Genomic DNA, 22,495 nt, shown 5'->3' with positions numbered 1-22,495 from the left:
TTCTATTCTCCTTTCAAATTATGTCAAATCCGCAAAAGGGAATTGAACACTGTCTGTATTTCCTTCTGAGGGCTTATATTTTTCTAATTCTTTCCTCTCTGCACATCCATCCAAACATTCTCCAAACAGAGGAACTTCTAGGAGGATGGCTTCCCTTAATGGGTTGGCATAATGATACACTCGCCCTTTCACCTCTTCCATGTCTTCAGTATGGTAAAACTCAGGAACTTGGACCGATAGCTGCACCATTTTATTACAGATAGCGCACGGAATCCTAGCCTTTGTTTCGACCTTGAGGTGAATCACAAGATGCTCATTAGCCAAATAGGCTTTTCCCTTGATGATGACCGGGTCATTGAATTTCAGGTCGGCTTCATCAACATCCATGAAAGTTGAAGAAAGAGTCAAATTGATGATCTCTGTCTTCCCTCCTTGGAGTCTGTCAAGATAAACCTTTAACTCAGGTTCCATCAGTCCTCAAATAAAGGGAATTCTAAAAATGACTCACAGTCTAACCGAAAAAACGATAAAGATCAAGGTCGCCTTTAATTTATGCTCAAGAAGGTTTAAGATTTTGAGTTTTTTCAAAAAAAGAGAGAAAAACAGCGCAGTTAAGAAGGAGTATATAACTTTTTTTAAAATGAGCTTGATGATATTGTTTTTTATCTGTGCCTTAGGTATTATTACTCCGGTTTATGGAGATTATAATGAACAATTTTAAAGTAAGAGATTTAATTCCTCGGCCCTTGCGAGAAATCGTATATGGAATATCAGATATTCAAGTTCTTGCGAAAAAAAGAGGCCCGAGCCAATCTGTTGAGTCTTTTTTGAAGTGTGAAGCAGGACAGCGAGCAACTGAAGAAGCGCAAAAGATGATCCGAGGAGCCTTACAAATCGCCCTTTTTACAGGTGGGTTCTGTGCTGTTCGTTACATAGGATGGAGCGCGGTGACGACAATTGTTCTAGGATCCATTTCATCGACAGCCTCGCTCGTCGCAGGTGCAAGTTTTTATGGCCTTGCTTATGGAGCTCGAACACTTCTTCATTGCATAGGAACGGGTTCTTTGTGGCATTTCATAAGCGGAATGACTTGTTTAGGTGGTGGATATTATGCTCTAGAACATCTAGAAATATTTCAAATTGGGGTTTTAGACAAAGGACTAGTCAAACTTGGTTCTGAAAAAGGTGCTCCACTTCTTCTCAATCACTTGTTGTAGTTGGTTCCCAACTCAGGAAGATTTTCCCAGTAGACTTTTTCAGCTCTCAGCTCTAATTCGGTAATCTCTTCTTGGAAATCTTCTATCTTTTCTTCGTACCATCTAATGAGGAGAGAGATTTGATTTTCTTTATACTCAAACAACTTCAAGGTGCAGAATATCACCTTCTGTTTTTTGTTCAAAAGGGAGTTGGCTAAGTTGGCTGTCAATCTTAATTTGAGAAACCTTTTCAAAGATGAGCATTCCTACGAGACGATCAGATAATGACAGGATGTTTTTATCATCAATGTCCTCTTCATCAATTTCAGCGTTTTGGCGCAGCCGAAAATTCAACTTTTGAAGTAGTTTGAGTATATTTTTCAATATCGACTCGAGACATAATTAGGATAGTTCTAGTGTTTGTAAAATTGCTTTTACAGCTTCTCTTGAAGCATTCTTTGGTCCAAGGTTTTCCTTTAACGATTCACACTTACGAATAGAGGCTTCTCGGCGGAGCTGGCTAGCAGCAAGTTCATGCAACGCTTGGGTAAGCGACTTTTCTGTAAGTTGCGGGCCAAAAAGTTCAGGAAAGACCTCGTCCTTAGCTATGACATTGGGTAGAGCATAGTGAGGGAGGTTAATCCGGAAGATCTTGGTGGCAAGAAAAGTGTCTAGAGTAGTAATGGCATAGGTAACAACTGTTGGAACGCGATGCAAGGCAAGCTCTAAGGTGACAGTTCCTGAAGTTGCGATTGCGAGATGCGATGCTCGCATGAGTTCATAGAGATGATCCATTTGAATGATTTTGACATTTTCTCCAGCATGGTTTTTTAAGAAGGGGAGGAATTTTTCGTTAGAGCATGAAACAGTCAGGAGAAATTCTTTTCGCTCTTTGAGAAATTTTTGAGCGACTTTTAGTTGTAAGGGGAAGTTGCGCTCGAGCTCTTTTTGGCGACTTCCTGGAAATAAGGATAAGATTCTCTGATCTTCTGAAATCCCATAGTGGTTCCTCCATTTGCTATCGTATTCATGCGATTCGATGCGAGCAATGAGAGGATGTCCAACATATTCCACATCGAGAAGGTCATGAGAAAATAGCTCAGGTTCAAAAGGGAGAAGCGTCATCAATTTGTCGAGATTTTTTTCCATTAAGGGAATCCGCCTTTTCCCCCAAGCCCAAACGCTTGGACAGACAAAGTGAAGCAATTTTGAGGAGGTTTTGTGTTTTTTTAAACTACGGGCGAGGCGAAGATTGAACCCTGGGTAGTCAATGAACAAGACCCCTTGAGGTTTTGCACTTAAGATTTCTTCTCGGATTTTTTTAAACATGTTGCGTAAATGTGGCAAAGAACCGAGGATATCAATGAATCCCATCACTTCAAACTCTTCCATGGGAAGAAAGCAATCTAAACCAGCCTTCCGCATTCTGGGACCACCAACCCCTTTAATTTTGAGGTCGGGGCGTGCTTCCTGCAACGCTTTTAGTAGTTTTTCTCCGTGGAGATCTCCGCTGGCTTCTCCTGCAAAAATAAAAAGATCGTAACTCATTGTGAGGCCTCCATTATTGACCGAATCCAATCAACGCCTGCTTGAAAGACTTGGGGACCGGTTCCATGTCCTTGGTAACCAATCGAGGGACCAATAATGAGTTCGATTGGAGATGAGCGAATCCGATGATTTTTTGCCTCTTCTGCTAAATGGGATACAAGTTCGAATGTGTTTCTTGTGCTAACACGTGAATCGATGTTGCCAATGTAAAAACGAATTTTTCGATCATAGAGCTTTGAAGCGAGGGTTTCTAAATCAAAATGGGAGACGTCGGGACCATTTTGAAATTCTTTGGCATAGCTCAGCCGAGTTAAGGGAGCAAATCCCAAAATGAAACGGAGTTCAGGGCAAAGAGCAGCGACATGAGCAGCAACGAAAACCCCGCGAGAAAGCCCCATGCATCCAAATAGATCTTTTTGAATGAAATTTTCTTGCAATAGATATTGGATTCCTCGCGCCACCTCTTGAAAAAATGGAGTGAGAAGGTCATTTCCCTGGTTCATTTCCTCAGCCCAGTAAGAAATGGCATTTTCAGGTTTTCTTCCTTCTTCGTGGCCGGGAAGGGTGACTGTAAAGATGCGCCATTTGTCCGATTGAAGGAAGCGGACGACTTGATTATAGGGATCTGTTTCAAACGAGTCTTTAGCGGAAAGGGCAAAATAAAAGATTGTGGGCAGTGGACCTTTTTCAAGGTTTGGCCCCACGAAAGAAAATGTCAACGAATCTGAGACCTTTACTTGGGAGATTTTCATGGTTTATTGCGAGGACGCCGTCGCCTTCTTTTTGTTTTGTCTGGGAGGTCATTGGTTTCGGCAAATTTATTATAGATATCATTCCACTTAAGAGTGGTTTCTTGAAGGGCTGGTTCAATCCGGGAACGGATATTGAGAAACTCCAAAGCCAAATCAAACCCTGCCACGCGTGGAATCCGAATTTGTTTTTTTCGTTTTGTGAAAGGAGTGATGCGGTATTGAGAAACGAGTAGGCCAATTGTGCTGATACGTAGACGTCTCGGTAATTTAAAAAACGTGGTGAAGACCGAATCGATCAAATCACTAGCTTCCAAGTAGATGTCTCCAAGGTGGGGAATTTTTTCCCGATCGATAAAATGGGTTTGGAGATGCTTTTGAAGCAAAGGAAAAACAAGGCAAGCGACCAGTACGGGCCGCTGTAATTGTGGTCTATGAGGTTCCTTAAGCGTTCCGTCTGCTTCTTGCAGATAATTATATATTTCGCCTCCTTCAGGCATTTCTAAGAACTCGGCCAAAGTAGGAATTAGTTGTTGAAGTAGGCCATGGTCAGTCATAAGCTTGAAAAAAGAGCTTGCGCTTCCCGATTCAAGCATCCTTAAGAGTTCTTCTAATACCCGAGCTTGAGAGCTTTTGACGATATCTTTTTTGCAATCGATGAGGGCTTGTCTCGCTTCTTCATCTACCTCAAATCCATAACGGGCTTGAAATTTTAAGCAGCGGATCATCCGGACCGGATCTTGTTTAAAGCGGAGATAGGGTTGACCGATAGCCCTGAGATACTTTTTTTGAATGTCTGCATAGCCTCCGACGTAATCAATAACTTCTTCTGTTGCACAGTCATAAAAGAGGCCGTTGATTGTGAAATCACGCCTCAACACATCTTGCTCAGGGCTTCCCCATATATTGTCTTCGGTAATGAGTTGCTCATTTTCGATATCTCCTGCCCGGAACGTTGAAACTTCGATCACTTTTCGTCCGAATCGGACATGAGCTAAGCGAAACCGTTTTCCAATCAAAATGGCACTCGGAAAAAGAGCTTTAATTTCTTCAGGTCTAGCCGAAGTCGAAATATCAAAATCTTTTGGCCTTTTTTTGAGCAGAAGATCTCTCACTCCACCTCCAACAAGGTAGGCGACATAGCCTGCAGCACGCAGCTTTTCGAGAATATAAATCGCTTTTGGGTCGATGAGATTGACGTCAATCTCATGCTCTTTTTTCGAATAGGTTTTCGGTTTCTTCACATTCCTCAGAAAGTATCATCTCAAGGGACTAGATTACAGGATTACACTCTGGGGTTCAACCAAAACCTTTAATTGTGTATAGTATTTCCTCATATTGACTATTGGAAATGGCCATGAATTTTTTAAAAGCTTTTGGAGGCGCCCTCCTAGTAGGAGGAACCGCAATTGGGGCCGGGATGCTAGCTTTACCCGTTGTCACAGCAAACGCTGGACTTCTTCCCTCTTATGTAATTTATCTTATTTGTTGGATTTTTAGTGCGTGCACAGGACTTCTACTCCTAGAAGTTTGCCTTTGGATGCCCAATGATGCCAATATCATTTCGATGGCAAGCCATTTATTAGGCCCGGTTGGAAAAGCTGTTGCTTGGGTCCTCTATCTCTTCCTTTTTTACTGTTTGACCATAGCTTATGTGGCAGGGGGAGGAGGTTTTATTGTGGCTCTTTTCGGGGGGAGCTTGCCTCATGTCTTGGGACTTTTGATTTTCACAGCCATTTTTGGTTTTTGCGTTTACATGGGGACCCGATTTGTCGATCGTATTAACGTCGTTCTTATGATTGGCCTAGGAGTTTCTTACTTTCTTTTTCTTTACTTTGGATTCACCAAGGTTGAGTTTGACTACTTCAAGCGATTCAATGTGATTCCAGCAATTATGGCTCTGCCTGTGATTTTTACTTCGTTTAGTTACCAAGGGATCATTCCTAGTTTGACCACCTACCTTGAAAGAAATCCCAAAATGGTCCGTTTTGCCATCCTTGTTGGAACAGCCTTTCCGTTCCTGGCATATATTATTTGGCAGTTTTTAATTATTGGGATTGTTCCTGCCGCTGGGCCTCATGGCCTCATGGAAGCTGAAGCAGCAGGACAAACCGCTATCGAACCGCTTCGTCATATTTTTCCTGGGTCGCCCATTTACCTCATTGGTCAATTTTTTGGCGCCTTTGCCTTAACAACCTCATTTTTGGGAGTGACACTCGGGCTTTTGGATTTTCTTTCAGATGGATTGCAAATTGCTAAGATTGGTTGGCGCAAACTGCTCCTTTGCAGTCTCGTCTTTATCCCCCCCATTGTGATTGCGGCTTATAACCCCGGAATCTTTTTAACAGCGCTTGGATACGCAGGTGGCGTGGGTTGTGCCCTTTTATTAGGACTTTTGCCGATTATCATGGTTTGGCGTGGACGGTACTTTAAAGACTATGGAGTGATCCATCGACAACTTCCAGGAGGGCGTTTCATTCTTGGGATTTTGGCGGCCTTTGTCACATTTGAACTGATTGTTGAATTGACGAAGGAGTTGCTCTAATGTTTTGTCCCTGTGGGTCAAATAAGCCATTTGAAGGGTGTTGTGGTCCTTATCTTGAGGGAAAGAAAGATGCTCCTACTCCGGAAGCTCTGATGCGTTCACGTTACACAGCTTATTCTCTAGGAAATCTCGATTACATTGAAAAGACAATGCGAGATAACGCTCTGGGCCGGTTCAACCGTAAAGCTTCAGAAAAAACCCTAGAGAAGACAACTTGGATTCAACTCACAGTTCTAAATTCCAAGGAGGAAGGAGACAGCGGCATTGTCCAATTTATGGCATCGTTTAAAGATAATGGTGAGGTTCACACAATGCATGAACTCAGCACGTTTAAAAAAATAAATGGCAAGTGGTATTACGTAAAAGGGGAGTTTAATTGATACTTGTTTTTTGAAATTGAAATTAAACTCGTTTGAATAGTAAAATTAGTTGATCTTTATTTTTATAGCATGGGAGTTGAGATGGCTAGCTTAGGTTCGATTGTTAATTCAGGGAAACTTCATTTAGTTCAACATGAAAAATGGGTGGTAGCACCTAAGGAAACAAACAAGATATCGCTCGATGTTTTTGCTGGTTCAGCGCAAGAACTCGTTTCTCATCAAAGTGAAATCTTAAGCGCTGCATCCCCAGCTCAAATTTTACAATACATTCAATTGTTTAATACTGCCTGGACAACTGCAAAACTTGCCCAAAACAAGATTTCAGCTTCTCCAAAAGGAAATAATAAACCCATTCAGTTCAGTTCTTTTAGCAAACAATACAGTTGGCTATCTAACTTTTTTCAAACCCTTATTTTTGACGAAAGTAAAGGACGAATTCTTTCTCATGTAGAAGGAGGCTATGTCGCTTTCAAAGCAGAGCAAGCAGAAGAGAGCGAGTTTGCTGAAGAGGTCGTTCAAGAATTTGATCCTGCTACAGCGAAAGCAATTGGAAGTCACTTAGAAAGACCAAAAACAGCTATTGACGAAATGTATCGACTAGAGGTGTTGAAATTTGCCCAGAACCCTGTTTTAACTAATTTACTCAAAAATTCTGGAACGGCTCCTTTAGAAGAATATACAAGCGATCCCTTTTGGGGGACCGCTCATGGAACCATTCGCAGTGATGACTCTAACCAGCTAGGCCGTATTTTAGAACTCGTTAGAGCAACCCTTTAATAGTCTTCGAGCACAAATGGGGGCTTTTTGTAAGGCGGCTCCTGGTTTGGAATGAATCCTGCTGTTTCAAGTCCTTTCGGAAACGACATCGAATTGGGAATTTTGTGATCGAAAAAAGTCAGTGCCGTTGAGTCTACACGACTTGGCATAAATCCAAGTAGCTGGGAAGCTCTTGCCCGTTTGGAAGATGGAATAACATCGGAGATCACAGGCATTTTAGCTCGCAAAGTGTATAGATGCACTTTAGCTCCCGATTTAGATGCACTTTGAATATTTGCATCGGCAACAGCTGTTGAGTAGGGAACAATCACATGAAAGTGAAAAGGCCCAGGGCGAGATCCAAAAGCTTCGGTCAGGATTCGATTGGCGCTTGAGATATTAAATGCCATTTGGTTTCCAGTAAAAGCGCCATCATCTACAATCACAATGTCTCGTATGTCTTTAGGAAAATTTTCTTTACCAATCTCATCAAGGGTTGAAGGGAGCATATTCGCTCCTTCTTCTCCGATTCTGAGTAACATATCAGGTCTAAGTCCATACTCCATTGCAATAGCAGTTACCCAAGTTTGACTCTTTCCTGGCTCGACAAATGCGATGTAATGGCCTGGTTCTTTTGATCTAAATTGCTGAACACAAATTCCTACATTTGTGTGAAAGGTGTCATAAGAAACGTGCTTTAAGTTTGACTTGATGCTTGTGAGAATTTCTCGATCGCCTTTCTGAGAAACTGTTGAACTTGCCCAGGTGTCGTATGATTTCATATTGGGTGAACGATCTTCTACTTCCGGTAGCTTGCTTGGAAGTTCTGGAACTTCCCAATCAAATGTACCATGAATCTTAATTCCACTTGACGCGGTAATGCTAGATGTAGCCATATTTCCCTCTTCATAACTTTTATTAATATTATAATTATAACATTTTATTTTTTAATATTAAAGTTTTAATATTAATTATTAATTAGTTATAATTAATATTTTAAAATAATAAAAATGGATTAGCTTCGAGAAACTGATCTTTCCAGTAGTAGCGGTCTAGGAGGCCTGTGGGATCTCGGCCTGTGAGGCAATAGGCAGCATAGAGGGCCTCGATAGAGGCGAGACCCTCTTCAGGGTTGCTACAGCCCGTTTGTTTTCGTGGGTAGCTCGTTTTGAGCCCTGAGGGAAGGCTTCGGCGCTCAATTGGGGGGACTTGTCGTCCCATCACGGCAGCGTATTTCCAGGTGCCATCAATCAAGAAGATCCCCATGTTTCGGTCTGCTTCCGAGAGAATTGGGGCGTCGAGAGCGAGCAAAAAATACCCCTGCAGGGATGGAAGGGGGTCCTTGGGATAGGTAAAAAACTGCATATCCTCACGCGATTCAAGTCCGCGCAAGCTGCACTTTTTCAAATTTTCTTTGCGATGACGCAAAATTATTGTGGGAAGAAAACGATCCATAACCTATACAAAGTAGGATAGACCTCCTACGGATAAACCTCAAGAGGGAGAATCAGGATGAAAAAGTGGATCTGTCTTTTAACTTTATGCGGAAGCCTCCTCTATGGGCAGGAAGCTTCCTTGTTCATCACCGAAGATTATCAAAAAGCTGAGCGAGTCGCACGAGAAAATGGTATTACCTTAGCTGTTGTTTTTACCGGCTCTGACTGGTCAACTGATAGCAAGGCCTTTTTGAGCGAGTGGCTTTTCCACAAAGACCGAGGAAAAGCCTTGCGTCACGATCTCGTCTTTGCTTGGGTTGATTTTCCTGAACTCAACACTAAAGACGCCCATTTAGTTGAGCAAGATTTCCGTCTAAAAGAGCAGTTGCACATTACATGCTTTCCAACGATTGTCTTACTTGATCCTTCGGGAGAAGAAATCACCCGTTTGGGGTATCCAACTGAAGAGGATTTTGCGGTCCTTGTCAAAGAGAGGCTCTTCATTTATGAGCACCTTGCTGATAAATGGGCGCTGGCAAAGGAGACTCAAAGTGAGCAATTGATCACTACATGTTATAATGAAGCTCAAACACTTGGATTAGCACCACTTTTAGAAGAAATCGTTGCATTTGCATCAGATAAAAGAGTTTGTCCAGAGCTTTTATTTAAGCGGTATGTGACTTTAGTTAATGAAGGGAATCGGAATCATCCTGATGCTAAGCAATTGCGTCACTACTTGCTCAAATCAGATCCACATAATGAAAAAGGGATACGTGAAAAAATTGCCCTTTTTGACTTTCAGGAGCAGAGAAACGCTTTCCCATTAGAAACAGTTCTCAAACAATTTTGCTCTCACGAATCGGAAAACTTTTGGCGGATCCATTTGGTGCTTTCAGAACATTTTTTTGAAAATGGAAAATCAGAAGAAGCGCTTGAACATGCCCAAGAATCATACCGGTATGCACCACCTTTAGGTAAAGAGGTAGTATCGCATCTTATTAAGCGAATTTCCATGACGTCACACGGAGAATCTCCTTAGGAATTTCAAATAAGAACCGGGAAGGATTGGTTGCTTCAAGCTTTCCATGGCGTACCCGTTTGCGTGCCATGCTTAAGGAAAGATACTGCATTGCCCGTGTCAAAGCAACGTATAAAAGGCGCCTTTCTTCCTCAATCCCTTGCTCGGTTTGACTTTTTACGTGTGGGATCAGGTTATCTTCTATCCCGATTAAAAAAACGGCAGGGAACTCTAGTCCTTTTGCGCTATGAAATGTCATCAGGTTGAGTTTGTCATCAGCTAAGCTTTCTTTCCGCTTGTCTTTTCGGTTATCAAGCAAAGCGCCCGATACAAAATCTTCCAGGGTGGGAGAGGATTCTTGATTTTCGTAGTGATTCAAAGCGCGAATGCACTCCTGCACGTTTTCCCATTTAAATTCTCGCGCTTTCTCACTTTTGACTTCATCGAAAATTGTCTTTTTGTAGTCGATCGTTTCGACGAGCCATTGCAAAGCTTCACTGAGAGAAGAAGTTGCAAACCGCTCTTGCGCTTTCTCGTAGAGAGTGACAAAAGCGTTGATTCCTTTGATTCCTTGAGGAGTCAGTTCTTCCATTAAGTTTAAAAGGTCAGGATTGTGCTTGGTGATTCCTTGCATGAGCTCAAGTAAGGGAATATTATTTTGTCTATTGTAGGTCGTAAGTTTATCAAGGGTTTGGTTTGAGATGCCCCGTTTTGGATAATTGACAATGCGAAGTAGCGCTTCTTGATCCCGCTCATTGGCAAAGATGCGGAGGTAGCTCATAAGGTCTTTCACTTCACTTCGTTCAAAAAAATCCATCCCTCCAAAAACTTGGTAAGGAACTCCTCGTACAAAACGGCCTTCTTTTCGCCATGAGGTGTTCATCAGCTTAAGCTCAAAAAGGCGTGATAATTGATTGGATCGGTAAAGAATTGCCATATCTTTCCAACGCAAATTTTTGTGCTCTTTCAGATGGAGAATCCGATCGATGACTGCGTCAACCTCATCTTGATCGGTCGGAGCGTTGAAAATTTCAATCGTGTCTCCAGATTCTTTTGCTGCCTTAAGTGTTTTATCGTGCCGTACCAAGTTGTTCCGAATCACAGCATTGGCTGCTTGGAGAATATGCGAAGTTGAGCGGTAGTTTTGCTCTAATTTAATTGTAGCATCAGCAGGAAATTCCAAAATGTGTTGGATCTCAGCTCCGCGCCATGCATAAATCGATTGATCATCGTCTCCAACAACGCACAAATTCTTGTACTTTTTTGCCAGCATCGAGGCAAGCTCATATTGGATTGGATTTGTGTCTTGATACTCATCGATCATGATATAGCGAAAACGGTCTTGATAAGTTTCTAAGACTTCAGGAAAATTCTTGAAGAGTTCGACCGTCAAACTCAAGAGGCTGTCGAAATCAACCGCGTTGTGGGCCCGCATGGCAATGTGAACCTTGTCATACAACTCGCCCAATTTTCCTTCAGGACGTTTTCCCTTGCCTTTAGCCGTCATGACTGAATGGACTATCGGACTTAGGTCTTGCTCTCCGAACAAATCTTCAGCAACAAGCGTAACGAGACGTTTCATGTCCCGTTCATCGTACAAACTAAAGCGAGAAGTGAATCCAAGACGTTCAATATCTTTTCGTAGAATCTTCATGCAGAAACTGTGAAACGTCGAAAGGGTGACTTGCTTAGCTTTTTCTTTACCGATGAGCCCAGCGACTCGCTCCCGCATCTCTTCTGCTGCTTTGTTGGTGAATGTCATCCCCAGAATGGCTGTCGGAGGCACTCCTTTTTCGCGAATGAGATGTCCGATCCTATGAACAAGTACCCGAGTCTTTCCACTTCCGGCACCCGCGAGGATCAAGACATAACCCTCAGTTGTGACTACGGCTTTCTGTTGATTTGGATTGAGTTTCGTCACCGATTTTCTTCACTAAACGCTTCAATTCACTCGCGACTTCATTTGAAGAAAGTTCCTCAAAGTGATGGCGAGGATGGATATTGAGTTCTAGATGGCTAGGGAGCTCAGGATAAATTTGACGATAAGCTTCCCTGACGATCCGTTTAAAACGGTTTCTTTTGTGAGCTTTTCCCCATTTTCTGCTAATGGTAATTCCAAGCCTTGAATGGGTTTGTTTGCCCATGCGATAGTGAGCAAGAATCTTTGTTCCTACATACCTTTTCCCGTCATCATATGTCTCACGGAAGTCTTGTCGGGAAAGTAGTCGTTGAAAACGAGAAAACTTTAACTTCACACCGCGAGCGTTTTACGTCCCTTTTGACGTTTGCGTTTGAGGACTAATCTTCCGTTTTTCGTCTTCATGCGAGCACGAAATCCATGGGTCTTCTTGCGTCGACGTTTGCTTGGTTGATAAGTGCGTTTCATAACAATTCACTCCAATTAAAAAAGCCATTCTACAGAAAGTTGGCCAAATATACAAGTCTAAAAGATGGTAATGGTGGTAAGGTGAAATAAAATTTTAAAGCAATCGTAGGCCGATACCAGCTAAAGGTCTTGTCAAGAAAAGACATAAAAGCTAGAATGATGCCCTAAATTAAAATGTGACAAATTGGAACTTCACAATGAAAGTTAAAGCTTCAGTAAAAGCAGATCCTGATAAAGGCGACAAGATTGTACGTCGTAAAGGACGGCTTTATGTGATCAATAAGCGCGACCCGAATCGCAAACAAAGACMAAAAGGCCCCGCAAGGAAAAAATAGGACGGATATGGCTAGAAAAGCGATGATTGAAAAAGAAAAAAAACGTGCCCACATGTCAAAAGTCAAGTGGGAAAAAAGACAAGAGCTTAAGAAGATTGTTCGCAACTTAAACGTGACAGAAGAGCAGCGTTTAGACGCTATGATCAAACTCAACAGTCTTCCTAAAAATTCTTCGCCCATTCGCCGTCGAAACCGATGCAAAATGACAGGACGTTGCCGTGGGTATCTTAGAAAATTTCAAATTTCACGTCTCTGTTTCCGAGAGATGGCCAACGATGGAAGTATTCCTGGCGTGGTCAAAGCTTCTTGGTAAGCACACTTAATCGTTATTAGGGGAATTTATTTCCCCTAGTTCATCTAGAAGATCGGGAAGATCTTTTACAACTTTCCAATCTTCCATGTCTTCATTCCACAAATAAGTTTCTCGTGTGACTTGATCTTCGATCCAAGCACTTTTAAGTCGATCAAAACTCATGGGTCCATGCCGCTCATTATCTTCATCGAGGTAGTACCAAAGCTTCTGTGGAGTTGCAGCAGGTGTTTGCTGAGCAAGAGAGGGTGTCACTTGAGGAGTGATTTCAGGCATTGGTTTCGCAGAGCTTGATGTTGCGACAGATGATAGGGGTTCTCGCTTTGGGGGGAGAAGGTAAAGAATCAGAAGACCGATTGCTCCAAGGAAAAGCCCTATAGCAAACCAAGCGATCGGGCTACGGCCACGAAGTTTTGCATTGTAAGCGCAGACAGCACCGATAATAAGAAGAAAAAATAGACTGAGGTAAGAAAACATGAGGGAATCCTACGGGTGTAAAATCTTTCTTGTAAGCATAACAAAGTCAGGAATAAAAGAAAAATCAGATGATTTTCTTGAATTTCTTGCAAAAAAAATTCTTTACGCGTTTAATGACAGCAGCTTTTTTAAGAAATGATAAAGAAAGGGCCAGATTATGAGTGAAGCACTAAGAGTATATGAGCTTAATGGTTGGGTGGATCCTGTCGATCAAGATTTTTTAGGATCTTGTCCTGTTAAATTTGTGGATACTTCAAATGGATGGAAAGAGTGTTCGCATGGACATGGGTTGTCAAGCGCATGCACAATCATCGCATCTTCAATTTTTGGAGAAAAAGACCGTGATGCACCTGTCTCATGTTCCGTTTGCCGAGGAGAATTCACAGAAGTAATTCCTTATCATGAAATGCTAGAAAGCACCCTTACAATCACTGAAACAGTAGAAGAGGAAAAGCCTGTTGTTATAACGACAGTAGTACTCCAAGACGGTCGAACATTGAAAGTTAAAGGTCAGATTTCTGAAAAGAAAGGTAATGCGTATGATGGCTCAATAATCGTTAATACGACTGAAAAAATGCATTACGAGGGAACTGTCGCAATATGTTGTGAGCTGCATAAACCCAATGCAGCAGAATCATTTGATCAAACAGTGTCTAAGAGAACTTATCAAATCGACGGTCCTTATGTGCCTAAACCAACTGTGAGAATGTCTTATGGACAAGCTTTAAAAGCTTGGGATGACGACAAAAGAGATGAGCTACTAGCTCAATCATCGAAGATGTCAGAAGTTGCAAGACCGATTTTAAGTGCTGAGCCGGAAGAGAATGATTATGCTCCACTCATTAGGGCGTTGCTTGACGACGAACCTTGGGAGGATCAAGACTATGCTCCCCAAGTCAGAGAATTTATAAACGACAGAGATTGGAACAAACAATTGCACGCTCCTCTTGTTAGAGCATTACTTGACAAAGAACCTTGGGAAAAGCAAGAGTATGCTCCTCTTGTCCAAGCTTTCATTCACGGCGAAGAATGGATAAGACAACGCTATGCTCCCCTAGTCAGTGCATTGATGATTGAGTTTATAGGAGAAGAGCGCCAACTTGGTAAAAGTCAACTTCATATGGAAAACGCTAGACGTATACGTGATAGAGTACTTTATGAATTAGGGCTTCCTCTTGGGTATGTTCCAGAGGATGCTTCTATGCCACCTGTTAAACCACTACATCCCTCTAGAAGTTCTGTTGCAGATCGCTTAGACGAGACTTCAGGGGAAGTAGACTCATCTCAATGTTGTTTAGCACAGCTTGGTGCTTACAATGTTTTGGTTGCGACAGTGATAGGTGCAGCTTTGATCATTTATGGATATTCGAAAGGGATGTTTGATAATTTGATCCATAACTTACGTGGATCATCAGATGATCAAAATATGCGACAAAAAACAACAGTGCCAATTCATACCGGAATTCCAAGTACTCCTTATAATCCAGGAGGAATGGGTGGAATACGTGTTTATTGAGACACTATTTACAGAATTGTCAGCAAATTTTAGAATTGAGTTTCACTTGATTAAATAGGAATTAACATGACCGATCAATTTACAGATCTCGATATAAAAGAGATTCAATTTGCTGACACCATCTTTGTGCGAGACATTGAAACGCGTGTTTTTCAGGCAATTGTTGTCAAATGTCTAGCCGAAATCGAGGGGGTTGCCCTTTTAGAAGGAAACCTTCTCGATAATCTTCTTGGAAGAGAAGGAAATGAGCGGATCAAAGGGATCCACGTCGAACAAGATCAGAAAAATCATAGCGTTAGCATCAAAGTTGAAGTCAATGTGGCTCATGGAATTTCAATCCCTGTAAAAGCAGAAGAAATTCAGACAAAGATTGCTGCAGAAGTTTGCCGTTTAACGGGACTACATGTGGCTTGTGTCCATGTGATTTTTAAAGCGCTGATTTCGGAACAAACAGTCCAGCCTATAAAGGTTGAAGAAAAGCAGCCTGAAAAAGAGGAATTTTCAGTCGAAGAATTTTCATGAGATCTGGAAACATTCTTTTCTCTGCGGTTCATTTCTTTGTGATTTTACTCATTTTAAGTATTGGAGGGCTTTTACTAGCGCTTCCCTATGCCGAAACATTTCGGTTTCAGCTTACTTACTACATCTATGAAAGGCCAGATCTATTTAAGCTCATTGGGGCTATAACATTAGGTTTTGGAGTGCTCCTTTTCCTAGGCTTTTATTTATTGAATAAACGTCGCTTCTTAACCGTCAAAATGGGGCCAGCAATGACCCAAATAGACGAGAAAGTTGTTCAAGACTACGTTCAAGATTACTGGAAAGAAAAGCAACCCTCTGAAGAGGGCGTAGTCGACGTTGTGGTCCAAAAAGGAGAGATTTTAGAGATTATTGTTCCTGTCCCCAAGAATTGGGAAGGAGAAGTTGAAGAGCACCTTGTGCAGCTTCAAAATGATCTTGGAGATCGTCTCTCTCGTCGTTTAGGTTATTATAAAGAATTCTATCTCACATTATCTGACAATTAATAATTTTAATTGTATCAATTTGCACAATACCTTGACTTCGCAATAGAAAACTATTTGGGTTTATAGATGCTTTCTTAGGGCAGTGATCTCTTTTTGAGTGATACCTTGAACTTTGAGGAGCTCCTTATCTGGTGCTTCTTTAATTTTTTTAACGCTGCCAAAGTGTTTTAAAAGGCGTGTACGTTTGACAGGGCCGATTCCAGGAACTTGGTCTAAAGCGCTTTGGAGTGTCCGCTTTTGGCGCCTTTTACGGTGGAAAGTAATGGCCACACGGTGAGCTTCGTCCCGAATCTTTTGCAATATAAAAAGAGTCGAAGACCGAGGGGAGAGAAAAATGGGGTCTTTTTTATGAGGAATGAAGATCTTTTCAAAATTGAGCCCTTTATCATGGCGTCCTTCTTCTTTTGCAAGGGAGATCACATCGACAGAGGCGATTTCTAGCTCTTTAAAGACTTCTAAGGCGACGTTGAGCTGTCCTTTTCCTCCATCAATGAGAGCTAAATCAGGCAACTCTCCCTTTTCTTTGGCTTTAGAAAAATGACGCGCCAGCGTTTCTCGCAGGGCTCCATAATCGTCGGACTTTTCAACTCCTTTAATTTTAAAGAGACGTGTCCGCTTTTTATCTCGTTCTCCGTTGGTGAAACCAACCATGCAAGCAACGAAGTCAGTCCCGGCAATATTTGAGGTATCAAAGCACTCAATCGTGAGAGGACATTGGGTCAGTTCACAAGTCTCTTCAAGATCAAGGAGCATCTCTTCGATTGCTGATTGATTTTTTTGCTCTTGGTGGAAAAGGGTTTTGGCATTTTTTTCTGCCAACTGGACAAGCTGCGCTTTTTCTCCCATTTTGGGATGCAAGAGTTTCACTTTGCGGCCACTTTCTTCGGATAGAATTTCTTCAATCAGTGTTTGATGCATTAGAGCGAGAGGGAGGAGAATTTCGGAAGGGGGTTTTGTCTGATCTTTGTAGTGTTGCAAAAGAAACGTTTCCCAGATTTCTTCATCTGTAGAAGCGAGCTCAGTAAAAGGAAATTGTTCCGCTCCAATGAGTCTTCCTTCGCGACAAATGAGCTGCGAAATAAGGTGATGCTTACCTTCATGATACAAAGCAAACACATCACAGTCTTTTCCTGTAGAGTGCACAATTGATTGCTGACTATTTGTCACATGCTGAATTTGCTGCATCGTTTTGTATAAGGCCCCTGCCCGTTCAAACTCGAGAGCATCAGAGGCCTTTTCCATTTCTTCTTGAAGAGCCTTGAGAACTTCTTTGTCATTGCCTTTGAGAAAGCTAATAGCCCTTTCCACCTCTTGATCATAGTCTTCTTTGGAACACTTGCCAACGCAAGGGGCCAGGCAACGTTTAATGTCATGCAGGAGACAGGGACGTGTACGTGAGGAGAGTTCCCGATCAGAGCATTGCCTCAACTGGAAAATCCGTTGCATGAGGTCGAGAGTTTGCCTAGCTGCATATGCACTTGTATAGGGACCAAAGTGGAGTCGTCCTGCTTGCGGCTTGCCTTTATAGCGAGTTAGCCGAATCATTGGCCATTTATGGCGGTGATTGATTGTCAAACTAATGAAAGTTTTATCGTCTTTCAGAAGGACATTATATTTAGGCTGGTGCCTTTTAATAAGATTATTTTCTAATAGAAGAGCTTCTTTTTCAGAAAAGGTGATAATTGTTTCAATTGTTTCTACCTGAGAGGTGAGAAAAGGGACCATCATTCTTCCATCTCGACCAGGAAGGAAATACTGTTTTAGTCTTTTTTTAAGATTTTTAGCTTTTCCGATATATAGAATATTTTGCTTTCTATTTTTCATTAAATAGACGCCAGGTTCTTGAGGGATATTTTCTAAGTTACTCATATCAAAAGACATGAAAAATCTATCCTTATTTCAGAGATCAAGTAAAATGTTCTTATCATTTTAATAGATGTGGGGTACGTATGTCATTAAAACCCCGAAGTATCATCTACTCAAAACTGCTTAAAATTCTCTTTTCTTCTATCTTCTTCATGACAAGCTGATCTCTACTTTATCAAGTATGTCATCAGCTTGTCATGAAAAATCTGGAGATGAAAATCGATTCAAGTTTACCTAGATGGCTATTCAGGGTAAGTTCCGGAATTTGGAAGAAGAACTCTCTTATTTGGAGTGAAGTTTGTCACGAGCTTGCGTGAAAGAAGCGGCAGAGCAGCAATAAAAAATAGAAAAGGCTTAAAAATGCACACTTAATCCGATGGCTCTAGCTTTTACCCCCTTCGACTAAGAACTAAGTAGAGTTTACTTAGTCTTGAAATCTGGCTGATCTAGTAACCAAGAGACATCTTGAAGGAGCTGAGCTACAGGGATACTAAATTCAGGGGCGCTTGAGATGTGGAAATTAGTATTTATAGCTTGATCCTTTATCTCTTGAGACTAAGGGCCATCAAATATAAGAAGCGAAATGGCAAATAGCGCTCCTACTGCTTGCTCAAATTGAAGTTGTTGTCCTGAGTTGAGCTCGCTTTGGACAGATTCAAGACTATTGTGTATGATTTGATTCAATTGCGTTAGTAAAACAATGGGATTATCAGCACCTAGCTTGCTAAGGTGATTTGAAATTGTGCTTCGATCGGCATCATTAAAATTGCTTGGGTGTGCTGTCATCACATGATAAGTTAGGGTAAAATCGTTAAAATCATTGTGAAATTTTGAGGTTTGTAGCTGAGTTGCATCGATTTGGCTTAAAAATTGATAGAGCCCAATGAGCGCTGATGATGAAGGCATTGCACGAAATATTAGCTTTTGGCTTAGATCTTGGAGCTAAGATCCTAAAGGTACTGATTGGTCTTCTAAAAAACCTGAGAACAAACCTGCTTCTTGACATGACGAAACTTCATCAATCATAACTTTTTTCCATTAATAAATGCTTAACATTGGATAAATGCTAATCAAGAGACTTTTGTTATTCAAGAATTTTTTGAGAATTTTAATAGGAGTGGGTTGGTTTGCATTGGGCTTGTGCAACTCCTGAATGATTTGAGAATATGAAGTGTCTAGTGGTGGTAGAGCGGTGAAGAAGGAAAATGAATTGCTGCTTCAACTTAGATAAGAACATTGGACTTAGGTTGGAGCCGTTTAGTGAGAATATTTTGCTTTCTATTTTTCATTAAATAGACTTCAGGCTCTTAAGAAATATTTTATAAGATACTCACATTAAAAGATATAAGAATTTGTTCTTATTTCGCGGATCAGGTAAAATATTGTTATCATTTTAACAGATGTGGGGTACGTATGTCATTAGAAGTTCCTGGATTTGGAGCAACAGCTCGGGCAATTCCAACAGATTTTTGGCTAGAGCTAGCTTGCCGCAATAAGGGCGTTGTGAGAGTAGGCACTCTTTTGAAAAATCTAACACTTGAGTATCAATTCCTTTTAATGAGAAATCCTCTGGCTGATCAAAAGGAAGTTATTATTCCTCGCCCTCTTTATCCAACAGAAATCAAGGAGATAGAGCGACAGAAGCATGAAAAAGTTGAAAGTATTCGAAAAACTAGATTGAATCCAAATGCTTCTCCTTTTGTTCCATCAGGAAAATTCTGAGTAAAAATTGACCGCGATTTGAGAGTGTAAGACAATCTTCTTCCTTTATCCCTAAGTGATGATCTGTCTTTACTTTAACATTTAAGAAACTTAGATGAGTTATTTTTGATAATGGTATTAGCAAAGTGTTTGTTGCCACTCTAGGATTTTTTGAAGAGCTTTAAGGGGAGTAGTTTCATTGATGTTGAGCTCTTTGAGTGCATCAATGATTTGTGTATGTGAAGAGTCTATAGGTGGGGGAGCGGTGAAGAAGGAAAGTTGATTGCTTTCTTCTTTTACTTGGGATGGCGTTTCTTTATTTTCAAGCTGCCTGAGCTTTTCTTGGGCACGTTTAATGGCGCTATGGGGCAAGCCAGCAAGACGGGCGACGTGAATGCCGTAACTTTTATCGGTGCAACCAGGAATAATCTTTCTTAAGAAAACAATGCTATCTGATGTTTCTTTGACTGCGACGTTGAAATTTAGAATCCCTTTCCTTTCCAAGGCGAGTTCGGTGAGTTCCCAGTAGTGAGTGGCAAAAAGAGTTTTGACTCCTTCTCCACGCAATGTAAGGAGGTGCTCGGCAACGGCCCATGCTATAGAGATCCCGTCATAGGTACTTGTACCCCGTCCAATTTCATCGAGAATGACGAGAGAACGGGGGGAAGCATTGTTGAGAATATTAGCGGTTTCGGTCATCTCAACCATGAAAGTAGATTGTCCTCGAGCAAGATCGTCACTGGCCCCAATTCGACTAAAGACTTTGTCGATGATTCCAATACGTGCAGAGTGGGCAGGAACATACGAACCAATTTGCGCCATAATGGCAATGAGAGCCACTTGACGGATGTAAGTCGATTTTCCTGCCATATTGGGACCTGTGATGAGCATGAGCTGGCACTCTTTTTGGCTGAGGTGGGTGTCATTTGGGATGAATGAATCGTCGAAAAGAGAGGCTTCGATAACGGGATGTCGCCCTTTTTGGATGTAAAGGGTGTCTGAATCGTCAATGAGAGGGCGGCAGTAGTTGTTGTCCCGTGCGACGTGCATCAAAGCGAGAAGGCAGTCGAGGTTGGCAATGGCTTTGGCAATTTTTTTGACGGTTGGAAGATGTTTTGCGATCATTTTACGAAGCGTTTGGTAGAGCGATTGCTCGAGAGCTTGGATCTTTTCTTCAGCAGTCAGAATTTTTTCTTCGTAGGCTTTGAGTTCGGGTGAAATGAAACGTTCCGAATTAATAAGAGTTTGTCTTCTTTGAAAAGAGGAAGGCATTTTGTCGGCTTGCCCCCGACTCACTTCGATGCAGTAGCCAAAAGCTTTGCTGTAGGTAATTTTGAGGGTTTTAATTCCTGTGGCTTCTTTGAGCTCAGCTTGGTAATTGGCAATCCACGACTGACTGTTGGCTTTAAGAGAGCGAAGCTCGTCTAGCTCGGCATTAAATCCAGGGCGAATCACTTTTCCTTCGCCCATTTTGATGGGTGGCTCGTCAACGAGAGTCGTTTGAATGGCGTGGGTGATTTCTGAAGGATCGGGGAGATGAGACAAAAGGGTTTGCATTAAAATAGCTTGAAAAGGTGTGAGATGCTCTCTAACCGAGGGAATATTTTCGAGTGAAAAGCGGAGACCGCTGAGGTCGCGAGGAGTCGAGTAGCCGGTTGAGATGCGCATGATGAGACGCTCAAGATCTCGGATGTTTTGTAGATCTTCTCGTAAGAGACGGGCTTCTTTTTGCTTGTTTAGAAGCTCCTCGATGCCATCTTGACGTTTCTGAATTTTCTGAGGGGATAGAAGAGGGTGGATGACCCAGCTTTTGAGAAGGCGAGCCCCCATAGGTGTCACAGTGCGGTCCAAGAGTTTGAGGAGGGTACAACTTTTGCTTCCGCGGTGGAGTGGCTCAGTGAGCTCAAGGTTCCGTTGCGTTGCGCGATCAATAGACATGTAAGAAGAGAGATGGTCAAGCTTGATTTGTTTGATGTGATCAACAGATAAAGAAAGTTCGTCTTGAAGGTAGGAAAGAAGAGCTCCTGTTGCGTTGATCGCAGCAACTTTTCCCTGCAGCCCAAATCCATCGAGATTGTGCACCTGAAAGTGATTTGTGAGCCAGTTATAACAGGTGCGGTGTTCAAAGTTCCAATCGTCTTTGACATTGAGTCGAAAGCGAAGAGATTGCTTGAGGTCATCGAGCAGAGGCTTGAGCGATTTGGAGCTTTTTTCAGAAATGAGAATTTCTGAAGGAGTGCGGCGGAAAAGTTCATCTTGCAAGTCCCGTTCATTTTCGAGTTCGAGGGTATGCAACTCTCCAGTCGATAGATCTAAGAGGGCAAGAGCAAAAAGGGCGTTGACTTGGGTGATCGAAGCAAAAAAATTGTTGGCCTTTTCTGAAAGAAATGAAGAATGGAGGATGGTTCCGGGTGAAACTGTTTTTACCACTTCCCGTTTAACGAGACCCTTGACTTCTTTTGGATCTTCAACTTGCTCTGCAATCGCAACCAAGTACCCCTTTTCAACGAGTTTTTCGATGTATCCTTCGGCAGCATGAGCGGGGACACCACTCATCGGCACATCTTGTCTTTTTGTCAGGGTTAAATCGAGTTCTTTAGCCAAGATTGCAGCGTCTTCGTAAAACGCTTCATAAAAATCTCCCAAGCGGAATAGAAGCACAGCATCTTTTGCTTGCTTTTTGCATGCGTACCATTGAGCCATCATAGGAGTTTGAGATTTTACCGTTTCCATTTTTTGAGTAGCTTTTTCAAAAGTCCTTGTTCAGAGTCTTTTTCTTCAATCATTTCAAAAGCCTCGGAGGCTTCTTCAAAACCTTTAGAGATTTGAAGAAGAACACCTTCGCACCACCTCATTGTTTCTTCGATGTCGCATCGCAATTGTTCGAGAGATTCTAAGATTTCATGTGGAGATTGAGTGACTTTTCCTATGGGAAGAGGAGATTCAGCCTGAGACTTGTAGTTTTCAATCATTTGCCTCAGCTCAAACACATCGATGAGTAATGGAAGAAAGGTCTTTTTACAATCTTCACGCAGGCCTTTGGTTGCCGATGTTGGAATAATCTTTTTGGGTGCAGCTGAAGCTGCAAAAGATGAAGGAGGTGGAATGGACCCAGAAAGCGGAGATGAATCGAGCTTACTGTAAACTTTTTTTCGAAAAGTTGTGTTTGCTTTTTTAGATTCCATGGACAAAAAGATACTCGATTCTGCTGTTTGAAAAAAGCAATTTTTCAGTTTTAAACCTGGAGTGCG

General features: G+C 41.9%; 27 protein-coding genes. 11 read left to right on the top strand and 16 right to left on the bottom strand.

Annotation, left to right across the window (positions count from 1 at the left end; translation table 11 throughout):
• Positions 1 to 18: 18 nt before the first annotated feature.
• Positions 19 to 471 carry a YceD family protein gene (locus SNE_RS09465; protein ID WP_013944195.1) on the bottom strand — a complete coding sequence of 151 codons (453 nt, stop codon included), beginning with the start codon at positions 469 to 471 and terminating at the stop codon, positions 19 to 21.
• A 236-nt stretch (positions 472 to 707) separates the two neighbouring features.
• Between SNE_RS09465 and SNE_RS09455 the strand changes: the two genes are divergently transcribed.
• Positions 708 to 1,217, top strand: a complete 510-nt coding sequence (locus tag SNE_RS09455; protein WP_013944193.1) for a hypothetical protein — start codon at positions 708 to 710, stop codon at positions 1,215 to 1,217.
• Here the strand turns inward: SNE_RS09455 and SNE_RS13220 are convergent.
• Genes SNE_RS13220 through pcnB form a run of 5 tightly spaced genes read right to left on the bottom strand, consistent with a single transcriptional unit; the run spans position 1,205 to position 4,737 of the window.
• On the bottom strand, positions 1,205 to 1,360 hold the full coding sequence (locus SNE_RS13220; protein WP_013944192.1) for a hypothetical protein: 156 nt from the start codon (positions 1,358 to 1,360) through the stop codon (positions 1,205 to 1,207). The genes SNE_RS09455 and SNE_RS13220 overlap by 13 nt on opposite strands.
• A complete protein-coding gene (locus tag SNE_RS09450; protein WP_231919499.1) occupies positions 1,353 to 1,550 on the bottom strand; it encodes a hypothetical protein in 198 nt (65 codons plus the stop codon). The genes SNE_RS13220 and SNE_RS09450 overlap by 8 nt, the downstream gene beginning before the upstream one ends.
• 48 nt (positions 1,551 to 1,598) lie before the next feature.
• Positions 1,599 to 2,744, bottom strand: a complete 1,146-nt coding sequence (lpxB, locus tag SNE_RS09445) for a lipid-A-disaccharide synthase (RefSeq protein WP_013944190.1) — start codon at positions 2,742 to 2,744, stop codon at positions 1,599 to 1,601.
• Positions 2,741 to 3,496 (bottom strand): alpha/beta hydrolase family protein, encoded by a 756-nt coding sequence (locus SNE_RS09440; protein WP_013944189.1) that lies wholly within the window; start codon positions 3,494 to 3,496, stop codon positions 2,741 to 2,743. Before SNE_RS09440 ends, lpxB begins: the two co-directional genes overlap by 4 nt.
• Positions 3,493 to 4,737, bottom strand: a complete 1,245-nt coding sequence (pcnB, locus tag SNE_RS09435) for a polynucleotide adenylyltransferase PcnB (RefSeq protein WP_013944188.1) — start codon at positions 4,735 to 4,737, stop codon at positions 3,493 to 3,495. Before pcnB ends, SNE_RS09440 begins: the two co-directional genes overlap by 4 nt.
• A 113-nt stretch (positions 4,738 to 4,850) precedes the next feature.
• Here pcnB and SNE_RS09430 point away from each other — a divergent pair, with 113 nt between their 5' ends.
• The 3 genes from SNE_RS09430 to SNE_RS09420 all read left to right on the top strand — a co-directional run bounded on the left by SNE_RS09430 (position 4,851) and on the right by SNE_RS09420 (position 7,195).
• Complete coding sequence (locus tag SNE_RS09430; protein ID WP_148259001.1) at positions 4,851 to 6,038, top strand: amino acid permease; 1,188 nt, start codon at positions 4,851 to 4,853, stop codon at positions 6,036 to 6,038.
• Entirely contained in the window at positions 6,038 to 6,418 is a 381-nt protein-coding gene (locus tag SNE_RS09425; RefSeq protein ID WP_013944186.1) for a YchJ family protein, read from the top strand. The genes SNE_RS09430 and SNE_RS09425 overlap by 1 nt, the downstream gene beginning before the upstream one ends.
• Before the next feature lie 81 nt (positions 6,419 to 6,499).
• Positions 6,500 to 7,195 carry an NADAR family protein gene (locus SNE_RS09420; RefSeq protein WP_041419013.1) on the top strand — a complete coding sequence of 232 codons (696 nt, stop codon included), beginning with the start codon at positions 6,500 to 6,502 and terminating at the stop codon, positions 7,193 to 7,195.
• On the opposite strand, the gene SNE_RS09415 is transcribed toward SNE_RS09420, so the two are convergent.
• Both SNE_RS09415 and SNE_RS09410 read right to left on the bottom strand, forming a co-directional pair.
• Complete coding sequence (locus SNE_RS09415; protein ID WP_013944184.1) at positions 7,192 to 8,070, bottom strand: hypothetical protein; 879 nt, start codon at positions 8,068 to 8,070, stop codon at positions 7,192 to 7,194. The two genes, SNE_RS09420 and SNE_RS09415, sit on opposite strands and share 4 nt — an antisense overlap.
• Positions 8,071 to 8,170: 100 nt before the next feature.
• A complete protein-coding gene (locus SNE_RS09410) occupies positions 8,171 to 8,581 on the bottom strand; it encodes a DTW domain-containing protein (protein WP_231919498.1) in 411 nt (136 codons plus the stop codon).
• Positions 8,582 to 8,686: 105 nt separating this feature from the next.
• On the opposite strand from SNE_RS09410, the gene SNE_RS09405 reads away from it, so the two are divergent.
• The gene (locus SNE_RS09405) at positions 8,687 to 9,649 is read left to right on the top strand and encodes a thioredoxin domain-containing protein (protein WP_013944182.1); all 963 of its coding nucleotides are present in this window, start codon (positions 8,687 to 8,689) and stop codon (positions 9,647 to 9,649) included.
• On the opposite strand, the gene SNE_RS09400 is transcribed toward SNE_RS09405, so the two are convergent.
• The 3 genes from SNE_RS09400 to rpmH are packed head-to-tail and all read right to left on the bottom strand — an operon-like array spanning position 9,609 to position 12,014.
• Entirely contained in the window at positions 9,609 to 11,549 is a 1,941-nt protein-coding gene (locus SNE_RS09400) for an ATP-dependent helicase (RefSeq protein WP_041419011.1), read from the bottom strand. The genes SNE_RS09405 and SNE_RS09400 overlap by 41 nt on opposite strands.
• Positions 11,503 to 11,883 carry a ribonuclease P protein component gene (gene rnpA, locus SNE_RS12390; RefSeq protein ID WP_013944180.1) on the bottom strand — a complete coding sequence of 127 codons (381 nt, stop codon included), beginning with the start codon at positions 11,881 to 11,883 and terminating at the stop codon, positions 11,503 to 11,505. The genes SNE_RS09400 and rnpA overlap by 47 nt, the downstream gene beginning before the upstream one ends.
• Positions 11,880 to 12,014 carry a 50S ribosomal protein L34 gene (gene rpmH, locus SNE_RS09390; RefSeq protein ID WP_041419009.1) on the bottom strand — a complete coding sequence of 45 codons (135 nt, stop codon included), beginning with the start codon at positions 12,012 to 12,014 and terminating at the stop codon, positions 11,880 to 11,882. Before rpmH ends, rnpA begins: the two co-directional genes overlap by 4 nt.
• Positions 12,015 to 12,211: 197 nt before the next feature.
• Here rpmH and rpmJ point away from each other — a divergent pair, with 197 nt between their 5' ends.
• Together rpmJ and rpsN are read left to right on the top strand one after the other, a co-directional pair.
• Positions 12,212 to 12,349, top strand: coding sequence for a 50S ribosomal protein L36 (gene rpmJ, locus SNE_RS09385; RefSeq protein WP_013944178.1), 138 nt, complete (start codon positions 12,212 to 12,214; stop codon positions 12,347 to 12,349).
• 7 nt (positions 12,350 to 12,356) lie between these two features.
• Positions 12,357 to 12,662, top strand: coding sequence for a 30S ribosomal protein S14 (gene rpsN, locus SNE_RS09380; RefSeq protein WP_013944177.1), 306 nt, complete (start codon positions 12,357 to 12,359; stop codon positions 12,660 to 12,662).
• Between the two features lie 6 nt (positions 12,663 to 12,668).
• On the opposite strand, the gene SNE_RS09375 is transcribed toward rpsN, so the two are convergent.
• Complete coding sequence (locus tag SNE_RS09375) at positions 12,669 to 13,136, bottom strand: DUF4339 domain-containing protein (RefSeq protein WP_013944176.1); 468 nt, start codon at positions 13,134 to 13,136, stop codon at positions 12,669 to 12,671.
• A gap of 157 nt (positions 13,137 to 13,293) precedes the next feature.
• Between SNE_RS09375 and SNE_RS09370 the strand changes: the two genes are divergently transcribed.
• The 3 genes from SNE_RS09370 (at position 13,294) to SNE_RS09360 (ending at position 15,677) form a co-directional block, all read left to right on the top strand.
• Positions 13,294 to 14,652: a hypothetical protein gene (locus SNE_RS09370; RefSeq protein WP_013944174.1), complete on the top strand. Its 1,359-nt coding sequence runs from the start codon at positions 13,294 to 13,296 to the stop codon at positions 14,650 to 14,652.
• Between the two features lie 66 nt (positions 14,653 to 14,718).
• Entirely contained in the window at positions 14,719 to 15,174 is a 456-nt protein-coding gene (locus tag SNE_RS09365; RefSeq protein WP_013944173.1) for an Asp23/Gls24 family envelope stress response protein, read from the top strand.
• Positions 15,171 to 15,677: a hypothetical protein gene (locus tag SNE_RS09360; RefSeq protein WP_013944172.1), complete on the top strand. Its 507-nt coding sequence runs from the start codon at positions 15,171 to 15,173 to the stop codon at positions 15,675 to 15,677. Before SNE_RS09365 ends, SNE_RS09360 begins: the two co-directional genes overlap by 4 nt.
• 60 nt (positions 15,678 to 15,737) lie before the next feature.
• Here the strand turns inward: SNE_RS09360 and uvrC are convergent, their stop codons facing one another.
• Positions 15,738 to 17,558, bottom strand: a complete 1,821-nt coding sequence (gene uvrC / locus SNE_RS09355) for an excinuclease ABC subunit UvrC (RefSeq protein WP_013944171.1) — start codon at positions 17,556 to 17,558, stop codon at positions 15,738 to 15,740.
• A gap of 540 nt (positions 17,559 to 18,098) precedes the next feature.
• Positions 18,099 to 18,449, bottom strand: a complete 351-nt coding sequence (locus SNE_RS09350) for a hypothetical protein (protein WP_013944170.1) — start codon at positions 18,447 to 18,449, stop codon at positions 18,099 to 18,101.
• 507 nt (positions 18,450 to 18,956) lie between these two features.
• On the opposite strand from SNE_RS09350, the gene SNE_RS09345 reads away from it, so the two are divergent.
• A complete protein-coding gene (locus SNE_RS09345) occupies positions 18,957 to 19,265 on the top strand; it encodes a PABP-interacting PAM2 motif-containing protein (protein ID WP_013944168.1) in 309 nt (102 codons plus the stop codon).
• Positions 19,266 to 19,382: 117 nt separating this feature from the next.
• Here the strand turns inward: SNE_RS09345 and mutS are convergent, their stop codons facing one another.
• Together mutS and SNE_RS09335 are read right to left on the bottom strand one after the other, a co-directional pair.
• Positions 19,383 to 21,977, bottom strand: a complete 2,595-nt coding sequence (gene mutS / locus SNE_RS09340; protein WP_013944167.1) for a DNA mismatch repair protein MutS — start codon at positions 21,975 to 21,977, stop codon at positions 19,383 to 19,385.
• Positions 21,965 to 22,429: a hypothetical protein gene (locus SNE_RS09335; protein ID WP_158307236.1), complete on the bottom strand. Its 465-nt coding sequence runs from the start codon at positions 22,427 to 22,429 to the stop codon at positions 21,965 to 21,967. Before SNE_RS09335 ends, mutS begins: the two co-directional genes overlap by 13 nt.
• Between the last annotated feature and the right edge of the window lie 66 nt (positions 22,430 to 22,495).

The organism is Simkania negevensis Z, from assembly GCF_000237205.1.
Lineage (GTDB): Bacteria > Chlamydiota > Chlamydiia > Chlamydiales > Simkaniaceae > Simkania > Simkania negevensis.
The sequence above is the reverse complement of the archived record's forward strand: the minus strand, read 5'-3'. Positions and strand labels throughout refer to the sequence as shown.